This is a genomic window from Hydrogenovibrio thermophilus (assembly GCF_004028275.1).
GTDB classification, from domain to species: Bacteria; Pseudomonadota; Gammaproteobacteria; order Thiomicrospirales; family Thiomicrospiraceae; genus Hydrogenovibrio; species Hydrogenovibrio thermophilus.
On record NZ_CP035033.1, the window covers coordinates 2,128,637 to 2,153,466 of the forward strand.

Genomic DNA, 24,830 nt, shown 5'->3' on the forward strand with positions numbered 1-24,830 from the left:
CGGGTTTATCTGATTGTAACCAATTTTTGAATTAAAAGCGCTTAGCCGAGCTTAGACTTAATCAACTTGCTCACTTCAGCCATATCGGCACGGCCTTGCATTTTCGGCTTCAACAGCCCCATGACCTTCCCCATGTCTTGCATGGAGCTGGCTGACACTTCCGCAACCGCCTCATCAATCATCTGAGCGATTTCCGCTTCCGTCAAGGCTTGCGGCAGAAAGTCCTGGATAACGGTCATCTCATACGCTTCCTGCTCGGCCAATTCCGGTCTGTCCGCATCCAAATACTGTTGGTGGGAGTCGCGTCTCTGCTTCAACATCTTATCCAAGATCGGCAGTACGTCGGCATCGTCTTCAAGGGTGGTTTGTTTGTCCACTTCCACTTGTTTGATGGCCGCGAGCATGGAGCGGATCACCGCCAGGCGCTCTTTTTCCTTCGCCTTCATGGCTTCCTTCATCGCGGAAGTCAGTGTTGCTTTTAATTCTGACATCAATTCAATCCTGAAACCGATGCTTAGTACATACGAGTTGTACGACGGTTCTCACGAGACAAACGCTTGGCAAGACGCTTAGCAGCAGCGGCTTTCATACGTTTTCTGGCCCAAGTAGGCTTCTCATAGAACTCACGCTTACGAGACTCGGTCAATACACCGGCTTTTTCGCAAGCACGCTTGAAACGACGTAGGGCTACGTCAAATGGTTCGGTATCTCTTACTTTTACGCTTGGCATAATCTACTCTTTCTTTTAAATTCGTTTAACGATTTTCAACGTGGAAAACCAGGAAAACGCGAATTATAAAATTAACCTTCTAATTTTGCAAACAAAACTTCGGACATTTCCGGTGTTTTTGTTAAAATTTCGAGTCTTTCAAATAACAAACGCGACATCGGCCGGGGATTCACAAAATATCCGATTGCGCCGCGCTCGCTAAAATCGATTCACAACCAGCGGATACTATGCACACAACCGACATCAACGCGCCGTCCTTGACACTGGGCATTGAAACCTCCTGCGACGAGACGGGCATCGCCCTCTACCATTCGGAAAAAGGTTTGTTGGCGCATTCCTTATACAGCCAAGTGAAACTGCATGCCGAATACGGCGGCGTGGTGCCGGAACTGGCGTCCCGCGACCATGTCCGCAAAATCCTTCCTTTGGTTCGTGAAACACTCGATAAAGCTCAAACCCAGCCATCGGACATCACCGGCATTGCTTATACTCGTGGCCCCGGTTTAATGGGCGCGTTACTCTCCGGTGCCGCGGTGGCGCGCAGCCTGGCTTTTGCCTGGCAACTTCCCGCCGTCGGCGTCCACCATATGGAAGGCCATTTGCTCGCCCCCATGCTGGAAGACACCCAACCCGAATTTCCCTTTATTTGTTTATTGGTCTCTGGCGGTCACAGCATGATTATCCGCGTGGACGGCATTGGTCGTTACCGCTTACTGGGCGACACGCTCGACGACGCCGCCGGTGAAGCTTTCGACAAAACCGCCAAAATGCTCGGCCTGGGCTACCCGGGCGGCCCAGAAGTTTCAAAGCGCGCCTTGCAAGGGGTTTCGGATCGCTACAAGTTTCCACGTCCGATGGTGGACCGCCCCGGTCTCGACATGAGTTTCAGCGGTTTGAAAACCTATACGCTCAATACCTGGCTGAAAGCGAAAGACGAAAACGACGCCACCGAACAGACCCAAGCCGATATTTGCCGTGCCTTCGAAATGGCGGTGGCCGATACCTTGCGCATCAAATGCAAGCGCGCTTTGGAACAGGAAGGGTTGAATCGTTTGGTCGTGTCGGGCGGTGTCAGCGCCAACCGGGAAATTCGCGAACAACTGACGGCGTTGATGGACAAACGCCGCGGCGAAGTCTTCTTTCCCCGTTTAGAGTTCTGCACCGACAACGGCGCCATGATTGCTTATGCCGGGTCGAAACGTTTGGCAGCCGGGCAATCCGACGATTTGAATTTCGCCTGCCAACCGCGCTGGGACTTGGAGTCCCTCACGCCAATCGACGATTCAGTCGTTTGAGTCAAACGCCGAAACTCAATCCGCTTTCGGTTTCTTTTTAATCAGGTCTTCTTCGCCTTTGAGCAGGCGTTGGATATTACTGCGGTGGCGCCAGAACAGAATCAACGTCATCAAGGTCGTCACGCCCACCCAACTCATTTCCGCATCGGACAGAAAATAGATATACATCGGCGCCAGCGCAGTGGCAATCAAAGCCGATAAAGATGAAATTTTCAACACCTTAGCGACAAACAACCAGGTTCCCGCCACGGCAATTCCGATCGGGAAGGACAATCCGAACATCACCCCCAACATGGTGGCCACGCCTTTTCCACCTCGGAAACCGAAAAACACCGGATACAAATGCCCGATGAAACTCGCGAAACCGATTAGGATCACCAACAACGGTGACCAACCGGCATAGTTGGCCAGCACCACCGGCACAAAGCCTTTCAGAATATCGCCCAACAGCGTCACCGCCGCCGGTTTGGAACCATACAGGCGTTTGACGTTGGTCGCCCCCGGGTTGCCGGAACCGTCTTGGCGCGGGTCGCCCAACCCCATCAACCGGCAAACGATAATCGCCGAGGAAATCGAGCCCAGACCATAAGCCGCCAAAAGCGCCAACCATTGCATACCTGTAAAATCCACTCTTCAGAATCCTTTTTTGTTGAATCGAAAACTTATCGACATGTCGTCCGTGATTTGGAAGCGCTATTTTAACGAAATATGCGATAATTTCGAACAGAATTCATTCATCGCACCCCAAACGCGATGGATAACTGCATAGATTACGAGTGGATTTTATGGCACAAGACACCATCTTTATACAGGGGTTAAAAACCCAGGCCGTCATCGGCGTGTACGACTGGGAAAAACAGTTCAAGCAACCTTTGATTTTCGATTTATCACTCGCCACCGACCTGCGTGCCGCAGCGCAATCCGACCGGTTGGCGGACACCGTCAATTACAAAGCCATCAGCGATGAAATCATCGAGTTGGTCGCCGCCAGCCGTTTTGAATTGATTGAATCGCTGGCCGAAGCCGTTTGCCAACATATTTTCGACCATCACGCCGGCGTATCGGCCATTGAACTGACGTTGCACAAACCCAATGCCGTCATCGAAACCGATTCCGTCGGACTGAAAATCCACCGTCAGCGCTGACCGAGAAACACGAAAAACCAAACAAAAAACGCCCAGGCCTGGGCGTTTTGTCAATTCGGCTGTAGCGAATAACTCAGCTCTGCCCCATCAATGCCTTCTGCTCCTGAGCGGCCTGGCGAATCATCGGCACCGCCTGTTCCATATACAACGACGCCTGGTGCACGGTAATCTTGTTCAAATCATGGTAATCCTGCTGAAATTGTTGTCCGTTCTGGCGCGACAGGTTACGAATCACCTTATGGAACAGACGTTCACCGTCCGCCAAACGTACCATCGTCACCAATTGTTCCGGTGTCAGTTGTGTTACCAGTTTTTGCAACACGCGATCGTCCATCGACACCAACTTACTCGCCAGCGCACGGTAAGCATTCAATTTTTTATTCAAACCGTCCATATCGGCCGTGGCGTGATTACCCAGCCGCTCACCGACCAGCTTATGCAACAGTTCCAGCGACTCCAGCGGCAACTCGAAAAACACCGGCCCCATTTCCAGTATGTATTGACCGTCGTGATCACGTTTGGCGGTAATATCCATGCGTCGTCCTAAATGTATTGCGTATTCTTGTCAAAAAACTCGATTTTGCCCTGACATTCCAATTCGAACATCTTTTCGACCACCCGTTTGATGGCGGCTTTGGCTTCATCGTTATTCGGTGGTGCCGGATTGGCCATATCCGCATTCAATTGCTTGGCGAGGATGCCGCCGACATTGCGCAACACCACCTCGTTCAACGTCTCGTCCTGAGCAACCAGCATCAATTTCAATAAATCCTGGTTATCCACGCCGCGTACCAACAATTGCACCCCGGCGTCGTCCAGTTCCCGGATACGACACCCCAGCTTAATGTAACTTGTCAGGGTCGAGTGGGTTTGGCCGTGCTCCAGCGCCACCAAATGCTCCAGGGTGATGTTCAGCAGTTCTACCGAAAAACGGTCCAGCCGAATCGACGCGTAACCGATATGCACCAACCACTCGTTTTCATGGACTTTTTTAATCCCTAACTTCATCTCTGTTCAAGCCTCATGCGCAATGAATTCTGACTGAATAATGACTAAGCAAAAAGACTGCCAAATCCCAATCCAATCTCAACGGATACTATACTATAATAGTCGAAATTTAAAATATCGAATGGCCTCGCATGAAACCGACACACCAGCTTCCAACCCCGCCACCCGAGAATCAAGCCCGTAGCGATGCCCTGGCCCAGAAAATCCGCCAAGCGTTGAAGCGCCACGGTTCTCTGTCATTCGCCCACTTCATGCAAATGGCGCTGTATACGCCAGGCCTGGGCTATTATTCCAGTGGGCTGCCGAAAATCGGCGCGCAAGGTGACTTCATCACCGCACCGGAAATTTCACCGATTTTTTCACGCTGCCTGGCCCGCCAAGCGGCGCAGGTGTTAACGTCATTGGAACACCCCAACGTCATCGAATTCGGTGCCGGGAAAGGCACCATGGCCAAAGACATCCTGCTAGAACTGGACGCCTTGCAACAACCGGTCGAGCACTACTTCATCGTCGAACTCAGCGCCGATTTGCGCGCCCGGCAAGAAGACACCCTGAAAACCTTGCCGGATGCGCTGTTCGAAAAGGTCGTCTGGTTAGACCAGTTGCCGAAAAAACCGATGGAAGGCGTCATCATCGCCAACGAGGTGCTGGATGCCATGCCGGTGGAAAAACTGCGCCTGGAAGCCGACCAAAGCCTGCGCGGCTATGTCACCTACAACGAGAGCAAACAGCGCTTCGAATGGGAATATCACCCGGTGACCGACCCGACACTGCAAAAAGCGGCCAACGGCATTCTCAGCCAGATAGGCCATCCGCCGTCGCAAGGCTATGAAACCGAAATCAACCTCAACATTCAGCCGTGGTTGCAATCCATTTCCGACTTTTTGACCCACGGCGCCTTACTGTTGGTGGACTACGGCTACACCCGACGAGAATACTACCAACCGGCTCGCCGCATGGGCACTTTGCGCTGCCATTACCAGCACCGCGCCCACAGCGACCCCTTCTTTTACCCAGGCCTGCAGGACATCACCGCTCACGTCGATTTCACCGCCGTGGCGGAGTCCGCTTTCGACGCCGGTTTCAAGGTAGCCGGCTTCACCACCCAAGCGCATTTCTTGATGGGCAGCGGTTTGCTGGAAATGTCGGGCGACCCGGAAATGGACATCACCGAATCATTGAAAATCGCCCAGCAAATCAAAACCCTGACCCTGCCGGACGAAATGGGCGAAAGCTTCAAAGTCATCGCCCTCACCAAAGGCTGTGACCTATCGCTGATGGGCTTTAAGCTCCGCGATTTAAGACACCAACTCTAACCGACCAACACCACCGAACGGACTATTCATACAAGGAAGCGGCATGGAACAAACACTGGACTGGATTCAAATCACCTTTCTCGCCATCATTCAGGGCTTGACCGAATTCCTGCCGATTTCCAGCTCCGGCCATTTGATTCTCATCCCTCAGCTGTTCGGCTGGCAAGACCAAGGCTTAGCGTTCGACGTGGCGGTTCACATCGGCACTTTATCCGCCGTGTTGCTGTATTTCCGTCAGGACGTCTGGCTCATGACTCGTGACTGGACCACCTCGCTGGTCACCCGTCAGCCCACCAGCAATAGCCGCCTGGCCTGGTGGGTGATTTTCGCCACCTTGCCGGCGGTGATTTTCGGTTTCATCATCAACAACGGTTTGGAAGAAGCGCTACGCGACCCATTGATTATCGCCGCAACCACCATCGGGTTCGGGGCCTTGCTCTGGTGGTCGGACGTCAAAGGCAAACGCATTCGCGACGAACACAGTTTAAGCTTCAAAGACATTCTCATCATCGGCTTTGCGCAGGCTTTGGCACTGATTCCCGGCACCTCGCGCTCCGGCATCACCATCACCGCCGCACTGATGGTCGGCCTGACACGTGAAGCGGCCGCCCGTTTCTCCTTCCTATTGTCCATTCCGATTATCCTCGGCGCCGGTCTGTTAAAACTAAAAGACCTTCTCGACAGCGCCCACCACGTACAGTGGGATGCCATGATCGGCGGCGTCATCTTGTCCGGCCTGACGGCTTACGCCGTGATTGCACTCTTCCTGAAATGGATTAATTCCATCGGCATGGCCCCCTTCGCCTGGTACCGCTTCATTCTCGGCGCGGTATTGATTGCGCTGTTTATTTAAAAAGCACCAAGCGTATAATGAACAAAATGACGACGCATAAACCGCGATCGTCTTTTCCACCACGCTTCCAAACTCAGCAGGTGCCGAATGCCGACCATTGATTTTTACACTGCGGCTCAAAGCCGTGCCATCGACCGCTACGCCATCGAAACCCAAAAACAGCCAGGCCTGCTGCTGATGAAGCGTGCCGCCTATTTCGCCTACCAAACGTTGAAAGAAACCCAACCGGACGCTGAAAAAATTGTCGTACTGTGCGGCGGTGGCAATAACGGCGGCGACGGCTGGGTGCTGACGCAATACGCACTGCTGGAAGGTCGTCAGGTCACGGCGGTACTGCTGGGAGATGAAACGAAAATTCACGGCGATGCTCTCGCGGCGTTACAGGAACTCAAAGCCCTCGGGCTGTCGCCCACCACCTTTCAGAGCGACCGGTTACAGGATGCGGATATCGTCGTGGACGCGGTTTTCGGCACCGGTTTGAATCAACCGGTTTCCGGCGACTTCGCCGAGATATTCCAGCAGGTGAACGACGCCCACAAGCCGGTGCTCGCCATCGACATTCCCAGCGGCCTCCACGCCGACACGGGTCACATTCTCGGCACGGCCATTCGTGCCTCCCACACCTGCACTTTCATCACCCAAAAACCGGGGCTATACACCCACATGGGGCCGGAAACCGCCGGCAAGATTCATTTCAGCCCGTTGTTCCTCAACCGGGACAGCTATCAAGGACAAACGCCCATCGCACAAAACCATTCTCTGAAGCACTGGTTGGGACAACGTCCACCGGTCACCGCCTCCAGCCACAAAGGACGTCAAGGCACGGTATTGCTGACCGGTGGCAATCACCATATGATGGGAGCCATCCAACTGGCCGGTTTGGCCAGTTTGACCAGCGGCGCAGGCCTGGTGAAAATTGTCACGCAACCGGAACACTTGGTTGCCCTCACCCAGGCGCAGCCGGAATTGATGACTTATTCGCAAAACGATTTAACCGATCTTCTGCCGCAAACCAATGCCATCGGCTTGGGCCCGGGCCTCGGTCAGGACGATTGGGCGCAGGCCTTATTCCAATCCATACTAACCAGCGAATCATCCAAATCCACTCCCAAAGTCCTGGACGCCGACGCACTGAACCTGCTGGCCAAGCAACCGCAAACACAACCTAACTGGGTGCTGACACCGCACCCGGGCGAAGCCGCCCGTTTACTTGGCTCCGATACCGCAGACATCCAGCGAGACCGCTTCAAAGCGGTGATGGAATTGCAAAAACGTTACGGCGGCGTGGTTGTGTTGAAAGGCAACGGCACTTTGGTGTATGACGGGAGACGTATGGAACTGTGTACGGCGGGCAACGCCGGTATGGCAGTCGGCGGCATGGGCGATGTATTGACTGGTGCCATCACCAGCTTTCTGGCGCAAGGCATGGGATTGTTCGAAGCAGCGTGTTTGGGCGTATCACTGCACGCCCACAGTGGCGACGTGCTGGCGAACCAAACCAGCCAGGCCGGCGTGATTCCGTCCGACTTGGCACTGACCATGAGTCAACTGCTCAGTTATACCCAAGCGCAACCAAATCCGTAACCAAATCGTTTAAGGTCTGCTTAAGATTCGCTCTTGTCTTCGGCAGGCAAAAACGCGCTCAACTGTTTGATCTGTTCATACAGCGCGTCTTCCGAATCGGCGACCAAGTTGATGTGCCCCAGCTTGCGCCCCGCTCTTTCGGCCTTATCGTACAAATGCAGAAAGGCGTTCGGCATTTTCAACACCTCGGCCACCGGACCGGTTTCGCCGATGATGTTAATCATCGCCGCCACCGGTTGACGTGGCGACGTATCGCCCAACGGCAGCCCGGTGATGGCTCGCACATGGTTTTCAAACTGGCTGGTCAAAGCCCCTTCAATGGTCCAATGCCCGGAGTTGTGGACACGCGGTGCCATTTCATTGGCGACCAAGCCATCGACCGTTTCGAACAACTCCAGTGTCAGTACGCCAACGTGGTCCAGTTTATCCAGTAAGGCTTTCATATAGGCTTCCGCCTGCGTCTGAACGGTTTCGGAAATTTGCCGTGCCGGCGCAATGGTGTAACGCAGAATGCCATCATGATGAACGTTCTGCACCAACGGATAGTAAACGTGTTCGTTATCAGCGTTGCGCACCGCGACAATCGACAGTTCGCGACTGAAATCGATAAACCCTTCCAAAATCAATTCCCGGCCGCCGATGGCTTTCCAGGCCTGGTCGATTTGCGACTTTTCTTTGAGGACGAATTGCCCCTTACCATCATAACCTTCGGTGGTGGTTTTCAGGACGGCTGGCAAACCGATTTCGTCCACCGCCTGAGTCAGGTTTTCCAACGAATCGACGACTTGATAAGGCGCACACGGAATGCTCAGTTCATCGAACAAGCCTTTTTCACGACCGCGATGCTGAGAATAATACAAGGATTTTTCGCCCGGATACACTGGAATACTGCGAGCGATTTCGCGCACCATTTCCACCGAGGTGTTTTCGCTTTCGTAGGTCATCACATCGGAAAACTTGACCAGGTCTTTCAAGGACTCAACTTCATCAGTGTACATCTGCCCCAGCAAGGCAGACGGTTCGTCATGACTGGTGCCTAGAAAACCGAATTTCTGCCCCAGCGGATAGCCGGCAATCGCCAACATACGACCCAATTGGCCGGCTCCCAAAACACCGATTTTCTTTGTGATAGGCGTCATATCGCTCCTCAATTTCCGTTGTTTGCTGTGGTGATGACTTGTTCATTCGACCGATGGTCATGCATGACATTGAGCGCCTTTTCCGGTTATTCGACCGGAAAAGGACAAGACAGGTATTTTACGTGAAAAGCCGCGAACTGGGTAGGGAATCTACTCGCGAAACGTCAGTCGCGCGGATCCGGGTTATCCAACACGAACTGGGTTTGTGCTTCACGGAAAGCGCGCACGGCTTCACGCACAGCCGGGATATGTGTGCCGACCATTTGCGACGCCAGGATACCGGCGTTCTTGGCACCGGCGTCGCCGATGGCCAAGGTACCGACCGGAATGCCGCCCGGCATCTGCACGATGGACAATAGCGAATCTTCACCGCTCAAGGCACGGGATTGAACCGGCACACCCAAAACAGGCACGATGGTCTTGGCGGCAACCATGCCCGGCAAATGCGCCGCACCGCCGGCACCGGCAATGATGACTTGCAAGCCACGGGCTTCAGCCGTTTGGGCGTATTCAAACATCAAATCCGGCGTTCGATGCGCGGACACCACCTTGACCTCATAAGGCACACCGAATTGCTCCAGCATGTCCACGGCGTTTTTCATGGTGGGCCAGTCCGATTTGGACCCCATAATGACACCGACCAACGGTGTTTGATTTTCAGTTTTCACGGTCGACATAATTTCGTACCTGTTTTGAAAAAAGCGGCTAATTTTACATGAACCTGACCACTTTGCAAGCAAAAAAGACTCAGCGGGTAAAACCCAAGTCTTTGTTATGACTGATTTTTTAAACGACCAAAACCCACCAGGCCTGGCCAAAAGCAACATCCTATCACACGATTCAAGCAAGCTTAAAAGAAGTGAATTGACTCGGTCAGGCGCGCATCAGCCCGACTTGACGGGAGTCCACCACATAATAGGTGTTGCCCCCTTGGGATTTGGCACCTTTTTTGGCGCGCGTGGCGTAAGACGATAGTTTTTGAGTATGGTCGAACACGCCGGGATGCACCAGCAACACCCCCAGCGATAACGACATCATTGGAAAGAACACCTTTTCACCCGCTCGGTCCTCGGCATAGATGCCGCCGCGATGACGGTCTTCCTGAGTGTAAAAATTCAAACTGGCGAACTGGAAACCTTTCAAAATGCGCTGACACACCATTTCATATTGCATATCCGGCATCACCACCACAAAATCGTCCCCACCGACATGCCCGATAAAGGCTTCCTGCACACCGAGGGACTCTTTCAACACCCGCGCCACCGCGCTGATGACCTGATCACCCTGTTCGAAACTGTAATAATCGTTATACGGCTTGAAGTTATCGACGTCGACGTAAATCACCACAAACGGCGACTGACGATCGAGGTATTCCTGAATCATATTCTGAATCGGCACATTGCCCGGTAAACCGGACAGCGGATTGGCGTACTGCGCACTGCGGATTTTCAAGTCGGTGATGACCCGCAACAATTCCATAAAGGAACCACAGCCTTTGTAATTGCCCTTATCAGTCAAAATAAAGGTGCCCTTATCGTAGGAACCGTTTTCAGTGATTTCCCGACTCGCCTCCACCAACGGCGTATTGATATCGAACACCAATGGCGACGGGTCCATCAATTTGGCAATGTTTTTACGGCCGTGCAAATCGCGCCCGAACTTACTCGCCAACAGTTCGGTCAATTCGCGCCGCCACACCATGCCGTGCACCCGGCCTTTTTCGACAATCGGCACATAATCCACACCGGGACGGTGCAGCAGTTCATCCGTCATCTGATCGATGGTGGTGTCCAACGGCATGGTGAACGCTTCCCGGCACAACAGCTTGACCGTTTCTTTCGGATTGGTCACATCCTGAACGACTTCGTTCCACTTGTAATCCAATGTCAGGGCCGTGGACGGCGACGGGCGCTTCAACAGATACCCCTGCACGAAATCCACACCCAGTTTTTCCAAAATCTGCAACTCGGCTTCGGTTTCCACCCCTTCGGCGATGATTTTGGTGCCGAGACTCTTCGCCAATGTCAGAATGGTTTCCATAAACCGATACTTGTCGGCTTGCTTGTCGATGTCGGCGATGAAGTGTTTGTCGATTTTAACGAAATCGGGTTTGACCTCCGACCACAGCTTCAAACCGTTGTAACCGGAGCCCAAGTCGTCAATGGCGACCTTGAACCCCATTTTGCGGTAATGTTGAATCGCGTTCAGAAACAGGCCGCTGTCTTCCACCGGTTGCAATTCGGTGATTTCAATCACCACTTGATGGATATTCAAACCGTAATAATTCAAGCAATCCAGCGTCAAACCGGAACGATGGTCGACATTCATCAACGAACTGACCGACACATTCAAGAACAGCTTCACCTGATTCTGATGCTGCGCCACCGATTTCATAAAGTTTTTGATGGACACCCGGCGGGCCATCAAATCCATTTCCAACAAGCAACCGTGGTCCGATGCCAAACGAAACAGATGAGCGGGCGAATACAGGGCGGAATTATCCGGTCCGCGCGTTAAGGCTTCGAACGCAAACACGGAACGCGTTTTCAGGCCGACAATCGGCTGAAAATGTGTTTGAATCCGTTGGTGATCGAAAATATCTTTCAATTCCCGACCCAATGGCGAATGTTGTAAGCCGGAGCATTTCGCTTCCGGCAAAGTCACTCTTTCCACGACTCACTCCGTTTAAACTCTCCGTCCTCAAAGCATCATGCCCAAAGACCCAATTTGCAGCGGATGGTAACAAAAAGCCAATATCGCAAATATGACAGTTTGATGATATTCGAACAAATCATCCCGGCAATTTCCTTAATAAAACCAAGCCTAAATCACCGAAAATCCAATAAAAAACTTGCATCCGACGCACAATTTAACGAAAATTGCGCCTAGCGCCGATTTGACTCATCAGCTTGCGGGCGCCTAAATAAGTACGGCTAAAGCGAGGAGCTTGTTCACACCTTCCCGCCTGATATTCCGTATCTCAACTTTGCAATATTTTGAACTTGAGGACAGTTATCTATGACCACCACAGTGTTTACGTCTGAATCCGTTTCCGAAGGCCATCCAGACAAAATCGCCGACCAGATTTCAGATGCCATGCTGGACGCCATTTTGGCGCAAGACCCGAAAGCCCGTGTCGCCTGCGAAACGTTTGTCAAGACCGGCATGGTTATGCTGGGCGGTGAAATCACCACCGAAGCCTGGGTTGACCAGGAAGAACTCGTGCGAAAGGTCGTGAACGACATCGGCTACAACCACGGTGATTTAGGCTTTGACGGCAGCACCTGCGCGGTGCTGAGTTCCATCGGTAAACAATCCCCGGAAATCGCCCAGGGCGTCGACGAATCCGACGACCGCGAACAAGGTGCGGGCGATCAGGGCCTGATGTTCGGCTACGCCTCCAACGAAACCGAGGTGTTGATGCCGGCGCCGATTTTCTATGCTCACCGCTTGATGGAAAAGCAAGCCGACTGCCGCAAATCCGGCCAGCTGAACTGGTTGAGACCGGACGCCAAAAGCCAAGTAACCTTGCGCTATGAAAACGGCCAACCGGTCGCCATCGATGCCGTGGTATTGTCCACCCAGCATTCACCGGACATCGACAATAAACACTTACACGAAGCGGTCATGGAAGAAATCATCAAGCCGGTGCTCCCGGCCGAATGGCTCCATGCCGATACTCAATACCACATCAACCCGACCGGGCGTTTCGTCATCGGTGGGCCGGTGGGCGATGCCGGTTTGACCGGCCGTAAAATCATTGTCGACACCTACGGCGGCATGGCGCGTCACGGCGGCGGTGCCTTCTCGGGCAAAGATCCGTCTAAAGTGGACCGCTCCGCGGCCTATGCCGGCCGTTATGTGGCGAAAAACATCGTCGCGGCCGGTTTGGCGGACAAATGCGAGATTCAGGTCTCCTACGCCATCGGCGTCGCGGAACCGACTTCCATCAGCATCGACACCTTCGGCACGGAACGCATTCCGGTCAGCCGCATCGAGCAACTGGTGCGCGAGCACTTCGATTTGCGCCCGAAAGGCTTAATCGCGATGCTCGACCTGTATCGCCCGATTTATCGCCAGACGGCCTCCTACGGCCATTTCGGCCGCGAACTACCGGATTTCACCTGGGAAAAAACCGACAAAGCCGAGGCCCTGAAAGCCGACGCCGGACTCTAAGCGACCTGTTTCGCGGACCCCGGTCGCCTCATCGCCTGACCGCCGTTCAATACGGCGGTCATCCAGAAAAGCGCAAGGAAAACACATGCAGTCACAACAACAATACGAACAAAAACTCAGCTTGGAATTCTTCCCGCCCCGCACCGAAAAAGGCATGGAAAAGCTGAAAACCGTTATTCAGGAACTCTCACCGATTCAACCGGAATACATGTCCGTAACCTACGGTGCCGGCGGCACCACCCAAAGCCGCACCATCGATACGGTGCGTTACATCCAAACCGAAACCGATAACGAAGCGGCGCCGCACTTGACCTGCATCGGCGCGTCCGAGGAAAGTGTTCTGGAGTTGCTCGACACTTACGAAGCCATGGGCATCAAGCGCATCGTCGCCCTACGCGGCGACCTGCCGTCGGGCATGATGGACCCGGGCGAATTCAAATACGCCAGCGACCTCATCGCCTTCATCCGACGCGAGCGCGGCGACACCTTCAAGCTGGAAGTGGCCGCCTATCCGGAAACCCATCCGCAAGCGCGTAACTGCAACATTGGCATCAAATGGTTCAAGCACAAGGTTGAACAAGGCGCCGACTCTGCCATCACCCAATATTTTTACAATGTCGACAGCTACCTGTACTTCATCGACAACTGCGAGCGCTCCGGCATCGACCTGCCGATTGTGCCTGGCATCATGCCGATCACCAACTATGAAAATCTGGTGCGTTTCTCCGAAGGCTGTGGCGCGGAAGTGCCCCGTTGGTTGAAATGTCGTCTGGAAAGCTTTGAAGACGACCAGGAAAGTTTGCTGGCATTCGGTGAAGACGTGGTCACGGAACTGTCACAACGTTTGCTGGACGCCGGTGCCCCCGGTCTGCATTTTTACAGCATGAACCAATCCAAACCGGTATTGAACATCGTCAGCCGACTGACGTTTAAAGACCGCTGATTTCGGGCTCGTCATGAGAATTCCGCGTTTCTACCTGCCCGCCGATCTGACCGCCGGGCGAACCCTGTCTTTAGACAAGGATCAGGCGCATTACGCCCTGACGGTGTTGCGTTTGAAACATGACCGTCCGGTCGAAGTCTTTGACGGACGTGGCACTTGTGCCCAAGCCACGCTATTACACACCAGCCGCCGCACCGCCGACGTGGTCATCGAAAGTACGGCGTCGCCGGTGACCGAATCGCCGTTGGAAACGGTTTTATTGCAAGGCATCTCCAAAGGCGACCGTATGGATTACAGCATACAGAAAGCGGTGGAACTTGGCGTGACCCGCATCCAGCCCCTGTTCACCGAACGCTGTGATGTGAAGCTGAGCGGCGACAAACTGGACAAAAAACGTCGTCAATGGCAAGACATCGCCATCAACGCCTGTGAGCAATCCAACCGCAATGTGGTGCCGGAGATTACCCAACCCGAAACCTACCAGGCCTGGCTGAAAGCCGCGAATGCTCCGAGCGGACTGGTGCTCAGCCCCACGGCGGAGCACTCGCTGACCACATTAAACCCAAGTTTGGCGGAAAGTCCCATTCACTTGTTCATCGGGCCGGAAGGCGGTCTGACGGACGATGAAGTCGACTTGGCCGTGGACGCGGGCTTGACGGCCATCCAACTTGGGCCGCGCATTTTGCGCACCGAAACCGCCGCCCCGGTGATTCTCGCCGCCTTGCAAACGCTATGGGGGGATTTCACCACCCCGATGACCGCTTCATGACGCAAACGGCGACCTGCAAACCGGAAACGATTTTGTATAATGAGAGCTTTGCATGAGTGAGATGCGAGAGAAAAATGAGGAAAAAACTGACTGCTCAAGGCGTAAAACGCAGCTAATAGCTCGCTATTGGCAAGTTTTACAACGACAATCAGGCGGTTTTTAACCATTTTTATCCGTGTAATCATCTCGTACAAAGCTCTCATAACCTTTACTGTTTAACATTCGAGAACACTATGCCATTATCAACCAATCAAGTCCCCCACCTGCAAACGGCCCTCACCGGTCCCCTTCTGGAACTGGAAGAACATTTGCTGAATCACCAGGCGGACATCGAATGCTGGTTCCGAAAACAATTTAAAGAAACGCCCGCGCCTTTCTATGCATCGGTGGATTTGCGCAACGCCGGTTATAAACTGGCGCCGGTTGATACCAATCTGTTCCCGGCCGGTTTCAACAACCTGCACCCCGACTTACGCCCTTTGGCCATTCAAGCCGCGCAAAGCGCCGTCACCCAAGCCTGTCCGATTGCCGACGGCGTTCTGCTGATTCCGGAAAACCATACCCGAAACCAGTTTTATCTGGAAAACCTCGCGGTCTTGCAGGAAATCCTGATTGCCGCCGGCTACGAAGTGCACATCGGCAGCCTGAACCCGGAAATCACCGAGCGCACCGAAATCGAGCTGCCGTCCGGCAAAACGCTGGTGCTTCGTCCTTTGGAAAAACAGGGCGACCGCGTCGGGGTCAACGACTTCTTCCCATGCGCCGTCCTGTTGAACAACGATTTGTCCAGCGGCCGCCCGGAAATTCTGGAGAACATCGATCAAACCTTACTGCCGCCGCTGGACCTGGGCTGGGCCGATCGCTTTAAAACCGAGCATTTCGACCACTACAAAAACGTCTCCAACGAGTTTTCGAAAATGGTCGACATCGACCCTTGGTTGATTAACCCCATGTCGATGCAATGCGGTCCGGTGGACTTTAAGGAGCGTGAAGGTCTGGAATGTCTGGCCGGCGCGGTCAATACCGTCTTGCAGGAAACCCAACGTTATTATGACCAGCACGACATCGCCTGTAAGCCGTTTGCCATCGTCAAATCCGACAGCGGCACTTATGGCATGGCCATCATGTCGGTCGATACCCCGGAAGACGTTCTGAACCTCAACCGCAAACAACGCAACAAGATGTCCTCCGCCAAGGAAGGATTGGTTGCCAAACAAATGCTGGTGCAGGAAGGTGTTTACACCCACGAAACCATCAATGACGCCGTGGCGGAACCGGTGGTCTACATGATTCATAACCAAGTGGTCGGAGGCTTTTACCGAGTACACACCGGTAAAACCGCCACCGACAATTTGAATTCGCCGGGCATGCATTTCGAATCCCTGTCGTTTGCGACTTCCTGCGTGATGCCGGACCAAACCCAGGCTCCGGATGCCAGCCCGAACCGCTTCTATGCCTACGGCGTAGTGGCCCGTCTGGCCTTGCTGGCCGCGGCACGTGAAATCGCCGATGCCAAACGCGAAGCCGCCAACGAAAAAAAGGCCGCCTCATGAGTTTATTGAACGTCGGCATTGTGATGGATCCGATCGCGGACATCAAACCTTATAAAGACAGTTCCTTCGCCATGCTGCTGGAAGCCCAGCGCCGCGGCCACCAATTGCATTATATGGAACCGACCGATCTGTTTTTAAAGAACGGTCGGCCGTTTGCCGAAACCACCGAACTGAAAGTCTGGGACCGAGCCAAAAGCGATACCACTTCGCAGTTCTATGGCTTCGGCGCCAGCCATGAAACCGATTTGAGCGAATTGGATATTATTCTGATTCGTCAGGATCCGCCGTTCAATAACGACTATCTATATGCCACCCATATGCTGGAACTGGCCGAAGCACAGGGCGTGCTGGTGATCAACAAACCGCAATCCCTGCGCGATGCCAATGAAAAACTGTTCGCCAGTTGGTTTCCGCAATGCATTCCGCCGACACTGGTCGCCGCCGAGGCCGCTCGCTTGAAGCAATTCGTCCAAGACCATCAGGATGTCATCTTGAAGCCTTTGGATGCGATGGGCGGCGCGTCGATTTTCCGGGTCACCGCACAGGACCCGAACATCAACGTCATTATCGAAACCATGACCGACCACGGGCGTCATCACATTATGGCGCAAATTTATCTGCCGGAAATCAAACAGGGCGACAAACGTATTCTATTAGTGAATGGCGACCCCATGCCGTATGCGCTGGCGCGCATTCCCGCCGAAGGGGAAACCCGTGGCAATATCGCCGCCGGCGGCCAAGGTGTGGGCATGGCGTTAACGGAGCGGGATGAATGGTTGTGTGAACAGATTGCGCCGACCTTGCGCCGCAAAGGGCTGCATTTCGTCGGTTTGGACGTCATCGGCGATTACATCACCGAAATCAACGTCACCAGCCCGACTTGCATTCGGGAGTTGGACGAACAATACGGACTGAACATCGCCGGTGAACTGTTTGACCACCTCGAAAGCTTAATGCCACCGGCTTAAAACCGATTGCGCACCGATTACGTTTGTTGAATTCGAAGATGAAAAACGCCCAGGCCTGGGCGTTTTTCCGTTTATCCGGCGCGTAACGCCGGGAGCGGTTCGGTGCGACTGTGCTCGAACACCACCTGCTCCAAAACGCCGAGCGCCTTATCGAGCTTCTCGGTGACGATGACGAATTCATCCAACATGCCGTCCTGCAGGGACAAGGTGTTGAAATCTTCCGGTAGATTCTTGGCGTCGCGACACTCCAGCACCAACTTCACCAGATTGTGCTGTCGAGTGTGCAGCTCCACGACTTCCTTCATTTGATCCAAGGCTTCCAGAGAGGGGTCGGCGCTCAATAATTGCCCCAACGCCTGACCGACACTGCAACGGCCCGGATCCACCGCCGCTTGCAAGTCGATGTCCACCTCCATGCCGCACAAATAAGATTGAATCATGGTACGCCAGATGCGCATTTTCTGACGGGCTTCGGACAGCCGGACACCGTGTACCGCCGGATAACTTTGCGCTTTCCCCTGCATCAGGCTTTCACTGATTTGGAATTTCTGTACTTCGTTGGTCAGTAGACTGGCTTGGTCATGTAAGGATTCCGCCGACGCAGAGGTTTCTTCCACCAGCGCGGCGTTGTTTTGAATGTTTTCATCCAAGGACCCGAGGGCGCGGGTCACTTCCGACACACTTTGCTGCTGGTCGCTGATGGAAGCCGTCACCGTCTCCAGAGTGCTTCCGATTTTGGCGACACTCTCATTGACTTGTTTGAACACTTCATGCGATTGCTGAACCCGGTCGGCACCCTCATTGATGCGTTGCCCGGAATCCTCAATCAGTTTTTTGATTTCCTGCGCGGCATCGGCGGACTTGGCGGCCAACGTGCGCACCTCATTCGCCACCACCGCAAAACCGCGCCCGTGTTCGCCGGCACGCGCCGCTTCCACCGCAGCATTCAACGCCAGCAAATTGGTTTGGAAAGCGATGCTGTCGATCATGCCGATGATGTCACCGATTTTGGCGGAGGTTTCCCGAATGCTGTCCATGGCTTCCACCGACGCCAACATCACTTCGCCGGCCTTATCGTTTTCCTGCATGGTTTGTTGCGTCAAGCCGGATACTTCGGTTAAGGATTGGGTGTTTTCAATCTGCAACTGGTTGATGTTCTGCATGGTGGCGTTCAACTCTTCCAGCGTGGCGGCCGCTTGCTGAGTACGCACCGACAAATCGTTGGCGGCCTTGGCCGAATCGCTGGACGCATTACTGGCCGACGCCGCCACTTCTTTGATTTGCAGCATGATGACGCTCAAATTATCCAGCGACACATTCATCGCGCCTTTCATCGCCGCCAAGGAACCTTGCAAATCTTTTTCCACCCGCGTGGTCATATTGCCGGACGCCAGATTGACCATCACCCCGACCATGTCTTCCAACGCCCCGTTCATTGTGGCCAACAAGGCATTGATGTCCGTCGCCGTGGTGTGGAAGAACCCTTCCAACCCCTGAGTGTTCAATTTGATGTCGGTATGCCCTTTCGAGGCCAATGACAAGGCATTGTTCAAAGTCTCTTCAATGCTACGTTGCTGTGTTAAATCCATCCACTCGACAATGGTGCCGATGCGTTTTTGCTCATCATTGATGACCGGTTGCATGGTCAATTTCAAAATCAAATTTCCGACCGAAATTTCCGCCACGTGCCGATCGGTCAAATTCGCCAACAACTGTTTTTGATGCTGGGGATGGCGATGGAACACATCAATCGATTTACCCACCAAATTATCGGCATCGAACCCGGGCACTTCTTCGGCAATCGCCGAGGCGTGACGTTTCAATAAATCGTGGAGGGCGTGGTTCAAATAGATGACGTCGTTATTTTGGTCGGCCACCATCATATTAGTGGTGGCGCTGTCGAGCGCAACCTTCAATCGGGTGTTTTCATGCAGCTGGCGGGTGCGTTGTGCGGTTTCCGCACCGACTTGCGTCTGCATCATTTTCACCGAGGCCAACACCCCGCTCAGGGAATGAAAACCGTAGGTCTCCAAATCGGAATGGAAATTGCCGCTGCGCACTTGCGTCATGATTTGGCGCGCTTTCTTCAAGCGGGAGAAAACATAACGCCGCCCCATAAAGGTGCCCACCAACAGAATCGCCGCGACGGGCAAACCGACCGCCGCCGGAATCGTCAACAACCCGGCCGACGTCACGGCTTGCAAGGCGATTAAGAACACAATCAACGACACCATGACGTTGACCGGATGAATGTGATGGAAGAGATTGAAACGTCGGGACGGGCTCATCAAATAGCCCTGACGAATCGACGCCTTGCCATTTTGAATCTGTTTGTAAAGCGCCTCGGCCGAGGCCTTTTCCGCATCGGAAATGCGTGTCCGAACCGATTGATACCCAACCAGCTCGTTGGCTCGCAATACCGGCGTGATGTTGGCTTTCACCCAATAGAAATCGCCATTCTTACAACGGTTTTTGACATACTGCGTCCAGGGTTTGCCTTGCTTGAGCGTTTGCCATAAATCTTTGAACACCGCCGCCGGAACATCCGTGTGCCGCAAAATATTGTGCGGCTGTCCAATCAACTCCTGGCGGGTATAACCGGAGATGTCGACAAAGTCGTCGTTGCACTCAACAATGGTTCCGTTCAAATCCGTCGTCGAAATAATCGTCGACCCCGGCTTCACCTCTCGTTCGTTTCCTGTCAGCTCTACTTTTTTCATTTTTAACCGTTCTTTCACCCTTTAAGGGTTAGAATAACCACACTGAATACTCTGGTCATCGCGGACATTTTCATCGGAAATTCGAGGGTTAATACGTTTTAACAATCACGAATATTTGTTTACGCGGATGAACCTTTTCTCATTATAAACATATTTTATAAAAACCCAAATTTTGTTTTATCCAATACATTTCAAGTAAATTCCATATGAAATTCAACGGTTTTCCATTCAAACACTTCGCCATCGCTGTCCTCGCCTTTTGGGGACTGACCGCCTGTTCTCCGCCCACCCAAACCGTTCAGGAAGTGTTTTACGTATTCGGCACCGAAGTGCGGGTCGAAATCGTCGACGCGCCGCAAGCCAAAGCCGAACACGCCATTCAAGGCATCGAAGCCACCTTCCAGCAATTCAATCAGGATTGGCACGCCTGGGAAAAAGGCGGCATTCTCGGCAACATCAACGACGCCATCGCCGCCCGACAACCGATTACCATTGCCGACAGTGTCAAACGCTTTATTCTCAAATCGCAAACCCTCGCCGCCGAATCGGATTATCTGTTCGATCCCGGCATCGGACAATTGATTGAGCTCTGGGGCTTTCACTCCGAAGACTGGCACGGGCCGCCGCCCAGTGAAGAAACCCTCCAGGCCTGGCTAAAATCGCGCCCGTCCATTCGCGACATTTATTTCAAAGGCAACACCCTTTACAGTCGAAACTCGAATGTGCGTCTCGACTTCGGCGGCAATGCCAAAGGATTGGCGCTCGACTTGGCGATTGAAAGTTTATTGCACGCCGGCATTGAAAACGCCATCGTCAACATCGGCGGCGACATGCGCATCATCGGTTCGAAAAACCCGGAAAACCACCAGGCCTGGCGCATCGGCATTCAAGACCCGGACCACCCGAAGACTGCCTTGGCAAGCCTGCAAATCAACGGCGACGAAAGCATCGTCACGTCCGGCACCTATCAGCGTTACTTCACCTGGAAAGGCAAGCGTTACAGCCACATCATTAACCCGAATACCGGTTACCCGGCGGACCACTTCATTTCCGTGACGGTGGTGCACCCGGATGCCACCACCGCCGACGCCGCCGCCACGGCCCTGATGATTGCCGGGCCGTCCGGCTGGGAAAAAATCGCCCGTCAGATGGGCATCACCGAAGCCTTTATGGTGGACGGAAACCGCCAAACCTACGCCACACCGACCATGAAAAAACGTTTGCACTTGCTGGATGCGAAAAACTCGTAAAAAAACCGTCAAAACCGGCCACTAAAAAATCAACGCGATTTGGCAAGCTGATATAATTTACGGCTATGGAACAGCTGAACTCTCTCGAACATCATTTTCTCATCGCCATGCCGAACCTGGCCGACAGCTGGTTCGACAAAACGCTGGTGTACATCGTCGAGGACAACGAACACGGTTCGATGGGGCTGGTCGTCAACCTGGAACACGGTTTGACCGTCGAACAACTGCTGGAACATTTTGAGCTCACCATTGAGCATCCGTCGCCACTTTTGGAACAGAACATCATGATGGGCGGCCCCATCGACATGGAGCACGGCTTTATCCTGCACGAACCGCAGGGGCACTGGCAAAAAAGCCTGCCATTACGCGACCGATTGGCGATGACCGTCTCGGAAGACTTTCTCAAGTCACTCGCCAGCGGTGATGCGCCCGAGAAACTGGTGGTGTGTCTTGGCTTCGCCGGATGGGAAGCGGGGCAACTCAATGAAGAAATCCAAGCCAATAACTGGCTGACGATTCCCTATAACGAAGCCCTGCTGTTTGATGTGCCGACCAAGAAAAAATGGCAAGTCGCACTCAACACACTGGGGATTTCACCGGAATCGCTCAGCATGGACGCCGGCCATGACTAAGGCCATCGATCCCCAAACGCTCGACGGCGTTATTCTGGGGTTCGACTTCGGTTTGCGGCGCATCGGTGTGGCCGTTGGCCAAACCATTACCCGCACCGCCACGCCGGAAGCCATCGTCCAGAGCCGGGACGGCAAACCGGACTGGGAACACATCACTCGCCTGTTCGAAACCTGGCAGCCCCAGGCGGTGGTGGTGGGATTACCCATGCGATTGAACGGCGAAGAACAGGCCTTGACGCAACCGGCTCGAAAATTCGGCCAACGCCTCAGCGGCCGCTACCATACGCCGGTGTTTTATATCGAAGAACAACTCAGCTCGATCGAAGCGGAACAACGCAACGCCGGCGCCAAAAACACAACCCAACCGATTGACGACCATGCGGCCCAAATTATTCTTGAAAACTGGTTAGACGCGCTCACGACACAGAAGGAAACATCATGAGACTCACAACCCCCAACATCCAACTCAATGAACAAGGAAAGCTGCGCCATTTCCTGACACTGGAAGGCCTCAAGCAACATCATTTGACGGAAATCCTGGACGTTGCGGAAAGTTTCATCGATCCGACCTCCGGCCAAATCAAAAAAGTGCCGAATCTGCACGGTAAGACCATCATGAACCTGTTCTTCGAACCCAGCACGCGCACGCTGACCACTTTCGAAATCGCCGAAAAACGTTTGTCCGCCGATGTGGTGAACCTCAATATCGAAACCTCATCCACCAAAAAAGGGGAAACCCTGCTGGACACCCTTTGGAATCTGGAAGCCATGCTGGCCGATGTCTTCGTGGTGCGCCACAGCGAAAGCGGCGCCGCCCATTTCATCGCAAAACACGTCGCCCCTCACGTCCACGTGGTCAATGCCGGTGACGGCCAGCACGCCCACCCGACTCAGGCGATGCTCGACATGTTCACCATCCGCAAACACAAAGGCGATATCTACGACCTGAAGGTCGCCATCATCGGGGACGTGCAACATTCCCGCGTGGTGCGCTCGCAGATTCAAGCCTTGAGCATTCTCGAAGCGCGCGAGATCCGCGTCATCGGCCCGAAAACCCTGATGCCGTCACATCCGGAAGCGCTCGGCGTCCACGTCTATGAACACATTGAAGAAGGCCTGGACGGCGTCGACGTCATCATCAACGTCCGCCTGCAAAGCGAACGCATGAAAAGCGCCCTGCTACCCAGCGGCAAGGAATTCTTCAACCTGTACGGCCTGACCAAGGAACGTCTGGGCTACGCCAAGCCCGACGCCATCGTGATGCATCCCGGCCCGGTCAACCGTGGGGTGGAAATCGACTCCGAAGTCGTGGACGGACACCAATCGGTGATACTCGAACAGGTCACCTACGGCATCGCCGTGCGCATGGCGGTGATGAGTGTCATCATCGAAAACGCGAGACAATTGAACGAAAGCAAGCTGAGTGAAGCGAAAGCGACAGAGGAGACAGAAGCTTGAGACTGTTAATCGAAAATGCCCGAATCATCGACCCCAGTCAGTCACTTGACCAGGTCACCAATCTGTATATTGCACGCGGCCGCATCCAAGCCATCAGCGACACGGCACCGGAAGGCTTCTCGCCGGACCAAACGATTGACGGCACCGGCAAGTGGATTTTCCCAGGCCTGGTGGATTTGCATGCTCGTCTGGCCGAACCCGGCAGTCGCTACGAAGGCAGCATCGCCTCCGAAACCAAAGCCGCCGTGGCCGGCGGCATCACCACCATCTGCTGCCCGCCGGACACCAACCCGGTCAACGACACCCAGGCGGTGACCGAACTGATTCAGCGCCGCGCTCGCCAGGCCGCCACAGCTTTCGTTCTGCCGCTGGGTGCCATCACGCAAGGATTGGAAGGCAAAATGCTCAGCAATATGGCGGCATTGAAAAACGCCGGCTGCATCGCCTTAAGCCAAGCCGCCCAGCCGATTCAGAATGCCTTGACGCTGAAAAACGCTATGGCCTATGCCGTCAGTAATGACGTGCTCTTGATGATGCGCTGCGAAAACTCGCAACTGAAAAACAAGGGCGTAGTGCACAGCGGCGTCATCAGCAGTCGTCTCGGTTTGCCTGAAATCCCAGCCTCGGCGGAAACCACCGCGCTGGCGCGTAATCTGATTCTCGCCGAGGAAACCGGCGCACGCATCCACATATCGCAAATTTCCACCGCTCGTTCGGTGGAAATGATTGCCGATGCGAAAAAGCGCGGCATGCAAGTCACCTGCGACGTGGCAATTCACCAACTGCACCTGACCGAATACGATGTGATGGACTTTGATTCCCTGTTCCATGTTTCGCCTCCGCTACGCACCCATGAAGACAAGGAAGCGTTGCGTCTCGGCGTCAAAACCGGCATCATCGACGCCATCGTCAGCGACCATACGCCGCTTGACCGCGACGTCAAACTATTACCATTCGGCGAAAGCGAACCGGGCATCAGCGGATTGGAAACCCTGCTGCCGTTGACCATGAAACTGGTACAGGAAGGCGTTTTGGACATTCACACCGCACTGGCGGCTTTAACACAACGTCCGGCCGACATTCTCGGTATTCAAAACGGCAGTTTAATCGAGGGGCATTACGCCGACTTCAGCCTGTACAACCCGGAGGCCATCTGGACGCTGGAGCGCTCGGAAATGATTAGTCAGGGCGACAATTCACCCTTCAGCGGCTGGGAGTTCAATGGTGAAATCGAAGCCACTTACTTCCAAGGCCGTCCGGTCTACCGCAATAACCAGGTCTGAGACGATAA

The 24,830-nt window shown here is 53.9% G+C and carries 24 protein-coding genes; 15 read left to right on the forward strand and 9 right to left on the reverse strand.

The features are described 5' to 3' along the window. Positions 1 to 41 precede the first annotated feature (41 nt). Positions 42 to 491, reverse strand: coding sequence for a GatB/YqeY domain-containing protein (locus EPV75_RS09975; protein ID WP_029938751.1), 450 nt, complete (start codon positions 489 to 491; stop codon positions 42 to 44). A 23-nt stretch (positions 492 to 514) separates the two neighbouring features. After that, positions 515 to 730: a 30S ribosomal protein S21 gene (rpsU, locus tag EPV75_RS09980; protein WP_029938752.1), complete on the reverse strand. Its 216-nt coding sequence runs from the start codon at positions 728 to 730 to the stop codon at positions 515 to 517. Between the two features lie 227 nt (positions 731 to 957). Between rpsU and tsaD the strand changes: the two genes are divergently transcribed. After that, complete coding sequence (gene tsaD, locus EPV75_RS09985; RefSeq protein WP_051673419.1) at positions 958 to 2,025, forward strand: tRNA (adenosine(37)-N6)-threonylcarbamoyltransferase complex transferase subunit TsaD; 1,068 nt, start codon at positions 958 to 960, stop codon at positions 2,023 to 2,025. Positions 2,026 to 2,040: 15 nt separating this feature from the next. On the opposite strand, the gene plsY is transcribed toward tsaD, so the two are convergent. After that, positions 2,041 to 2,640, reverse strand: coding sequence for a glycerol-3-phosphate 1-O-acyltransferase PlsY (gene plsY / locus EPV75_RS09990; RefSeq protein ID WP_029938754.1), 600 nt, complete (start codon positions 2,638 to 2,640; stop codon positions 2,041 to 2,043). A 170-nt stretch (positions 2,641 to 2,810) separates the two neighbouring features. On the opposite strand from plsY, the gene folB reads away from it, so the two are divergent. Further along, on the forward strand, positions 2,811 to 3,170 hold the full coding sequence (folB, locus tag EPV75_RS09995; protein ID WP_029938755.1) for a dihydroneopterin aldolase: 360 nt from the start codon (positions 2,811 to 2,813) through the stop codon (positions 3,168 to 3,170). 73 nt (positions 3,171 to 3,243) lie between these two features. On the opposite strand, the gene EPV75_RS10000 is transcribed toward folB, so the two are convergent. Together EPV75_RS10000 and EPV75_RS10005 are read right to left on the reverse strand one after the other, a co-directional pair. Further along, complete coding sequence (locus EPV75_RS10000; protein WP_029938756.1) at positions 3,244 to 3,705, reverse strand: FliG C-terminal domain-containing protein; 462 nt, start codon at positions 3,703 to 3,705, stop codon at positions 3,244 to 3,246. Between the two features lie 8 nt (positions 3,706 to 3,713). After that, entirely contained in the window at positions 3,714 to 4,178 is a 465-nt protein-coding gene (locus EPV75_RS10005; protein WP_029938757.1) for a FliG C-terminal domain-containing protein, read from the reverse strand. 131 nt (positions 4,179 to 4,309) lie between these two features. On the opposite strand from EPV75_RS10005, the gene EPV75_RS10010 reads away from it, so the two are divergent. The 3 genes from EPV75_RS10010 to EPV75_RS10020 all read left to right on the forward strand — a co-directional run bounded on the left by EPV75_RS10010 (position 4,310) and on the right by EPV75_RS10020 (position 7,931). Beyond that, positions 4,310 to 5,494 (forward strand): class I SAM-dependent methyltransferase, encoded by a 1,185-nt coding sequence (locus EPV75_RS10010; RefSeq protein WP_128385292.1) that lies wholly within the window; start codon positions 4,310 to 4,312, stop codon positions 5,492 to 5,494. Positions 5,495 to 5,537: 43 nt separating this feature from the next. Further along, positions 5,538 to 6,347, forward strand: a complete 810-nt coding sequence (locus tag EPV75_RS10015; protein ID WP_225972316.1) for an undecaprenyl-diphosphate phosphatase — start codon at positions 5,538 to 5,540, stop codon at positions 6,345 to 6,347. An 87-nt stretch (positions 6,348 to 6,434) separates the two neighbouring features. Then, positions 6,435 to 7,931, forward strand: coding sequence for an NAD(P)H-hydrate dehydratase (locus EPV75_RS10020; RefSeq protein WP_128385293.1), 1,497 nt, complete (start codon positions 6,435 to 6,437; stop codon positions 7,929 to 7,931). A gap of 20 nt (positions 7,932 to 7,951) precedes the next feature. Here the strand turns inward: EPV75_RS10020 and EPV75_RS10025 are convergent, their stop codons facing one another. The 3 genes from EPV75_RS10025 to EPV75_RS10035 form a co-directional block, all read right to left on the reverse strand. Next, entirely contained in the window at positions 7,952 to 9,070 is a 1,119-nt protein-coding gene (locus EPV75_RS10025) for a 5-(carboxyamino)imidazole ribonucleotide synthase (RefSeq protein ID WP_128385294.1), read from the reverse strand. A gap of 164 nt (positions 9,071 to 9,234) precedes the next feature. Beyond that, complete coding sequence (purE, locus tag EPV75_RS10030) at positions 9,235 to 9,747, reverse strand: 5-(carboxyamino)imidazole ribonucleotide mutase (RefSeq protein WP_029938762.1); 513 nt, start codon at positions 9,745 to 9,747, stop codon at positions 9,235 to 9,237. A 196-nt stretch (positions 9,748 to 9,943) separates the two neighbouring features. Beyond that, positions 9,944 to 11,743 carry a GGDEF domain-containing protein gene (locus EPV75_RS10035; RefSeq protein ID WP_128385295.1) on the reverse strand — a complete coding sequence of 600 codons (1,800 nt, stop codon included), beginning with the start codon at positions 11,741 to 11,743 and terminating at the stop codon, positions 9,944 to 9,946. Between the two features lie 345 nt (positions 11,744 to 12,088). On the opposite strand from EPV75_RS10035, the gene metK reads away from it, so the two are divergent. From metK to gshB, 5 genes are all read left to right on the forward strand, one after another. Next, positions 12,089 to 13,246 carry a methionine adenosyltransferase gene (gene metK / locus EPV75_RS10040; RefSeq protein ID WP_128385296.1) on the forward strand — a complete coding sequence of 386 codons (1,158 nt, stop codon included), beginning with the start codon at positions 12,089 to 12,091 and terminating at the stop codon, positions 13,244 to 13,246. 85 nt (positions 13,247 to 13,331) lie between these two features. After that, positions 13,332 to 14,189, forward strand: a complete 858-nt coding sequence (gene metF / locus EPV75_RS10045; protein ID WP_128385297.1) for a methylenetetrahydrofolate reductase [NAD(P)H] — start codon at positions 13,332 to 13,334, stop codon at positions 14,187 to 14,189. A gap of 13 nt (positions 14,190 to 14,202) precedes the next feature. After that, positions 14,203 to 14,958, forward strand: a complete 756-nt coding sequence (locus EPV75_RS10050; protein WP_128385298.1) for a 16S rRNA (uracil(1498)-N(3))-methyltransferase — start codon at positions 14,203 to 14,205, stop codon at positions 14,956 to 14,958. A gap of 233 nt (positions 14,959 to 15,191) precedes the next feature. Then, a complete protein-coding gene (gene gshA, locus EPV75_RS10055) occupies positions 15,192 to 16,511 on the forward strand; it encodes a glutamate--cysteine ligase (RefSeq protein ID WP_128385299.1) in 1,320 nt (439 codons plus the stop codon). Further along, the gene (gene gshB, locus EPV75_RS10060) at positions 16,508 to 17,479 is read left to right on the forward strand and encodes a glutathione synthase (protein WP_128385300.1); all 972 of its coding nucleotides are present in this window, start codon (positions 16,508 to 16,510) and stop codon (positions 17,477 to 17,479) included. Before gshA ends, gshB begins: the two co-directional genes overlap by 4 nt. A gap of 71 nt (positions 17,480 to 17,550) precedes the next feature. Here the strand turns inward: gshB and EPV75_RS10065 are convergent, their stop codons facing one another. Further along, positions 17,551 to 20,199, reverse strand: a complete 2,649-nt coding sequence (locus EPV75_RS10065) for a methyl-accepting chemotaxis protein (protein ID WP_128385301.1) — start codon at positions 20,197 to 20,199, stop codon at positions 17,551 to 17,553. A 206-nt stretch (positions 20,200 to 20,405) separates the two neighbouring features. Here EPV75_RS10065 and EPV75_RS10070 point away from each other — a divergent pair, with 206 nt between their 5' ends. The 5 genes from EPV75_RS10070 to EPV75_RS10090 all read left to right on the forward strand — a co-directional run bounded on the left by EPV75_RS10070 (position 20,406) and on the right by EPV75_RS10090 (position 24,822). Next, positions 20,406 to 21,449, forward strand: coding sequence for an FAD:protein FMN transferase (locus tag EPV75_RS10070; RefSeq protein ID WP_128385302.1), 1,044 nt, complete (start codon positions 20,406 to 20,408; stop codon positions 21,447 to 21,449). Between the two features lie 65 nt (positions 21,450 to 21,514). Further along, a complete protein-coding gene (locus tag EPV75_RS10075) occupies positions 21,515 to 22,081 on the forward strand; it encodes a YqgE/AlgH family protein (protein WP_029938771.1) in 567 nt (188 codons plus the stop codon). Next, positions 22,074 to 22,523, forward strand: a complete 450-nt coding sequence (ruvX, locus tag EPV75_RS10080; protein ID WP_029938772.1) for a Holliday junction resolvase RuvX — start codon at positions 22,074 to 22,076, stop codon at positions 22,521 to 22,523. Before EPV75_RS10075 ends, ruvX begins: the two co-directional genes overlap by 8 nt. Then, positions 22,520 to 23,539, forward strand: a complete 1,020-nt coding sequence (locus tag EPV75_RS10085; RefSeq protein ID WP_128385303.1) for an aspartate carbamoyltransferase catalytic subunit — start codon at positions 22,520 to 22,522, stop codon at positions 23,537 to 23,539. Before ruvX ends, EPV75_RS10085 begins: the two co-directional genes overlap by 4 nt. Then, complete coding sequence (locus EPV75_RS10090) at positions 23,536 to 24,822, forward strand: dihydroorotase (RefSeq protein ID WP_029938774.1); 1,287 nt, start codon at positions 23,536 to 23,538, stop codon at positions 24,820 to 24,822. Before EPV75_RS10085 ends, EPV75_RS10090 begins: the two co-directional genes overlap by 4 nt. The last annotated feature ends 8 nt before the right edge of the window (positions 24,823 to 24,830 follow it).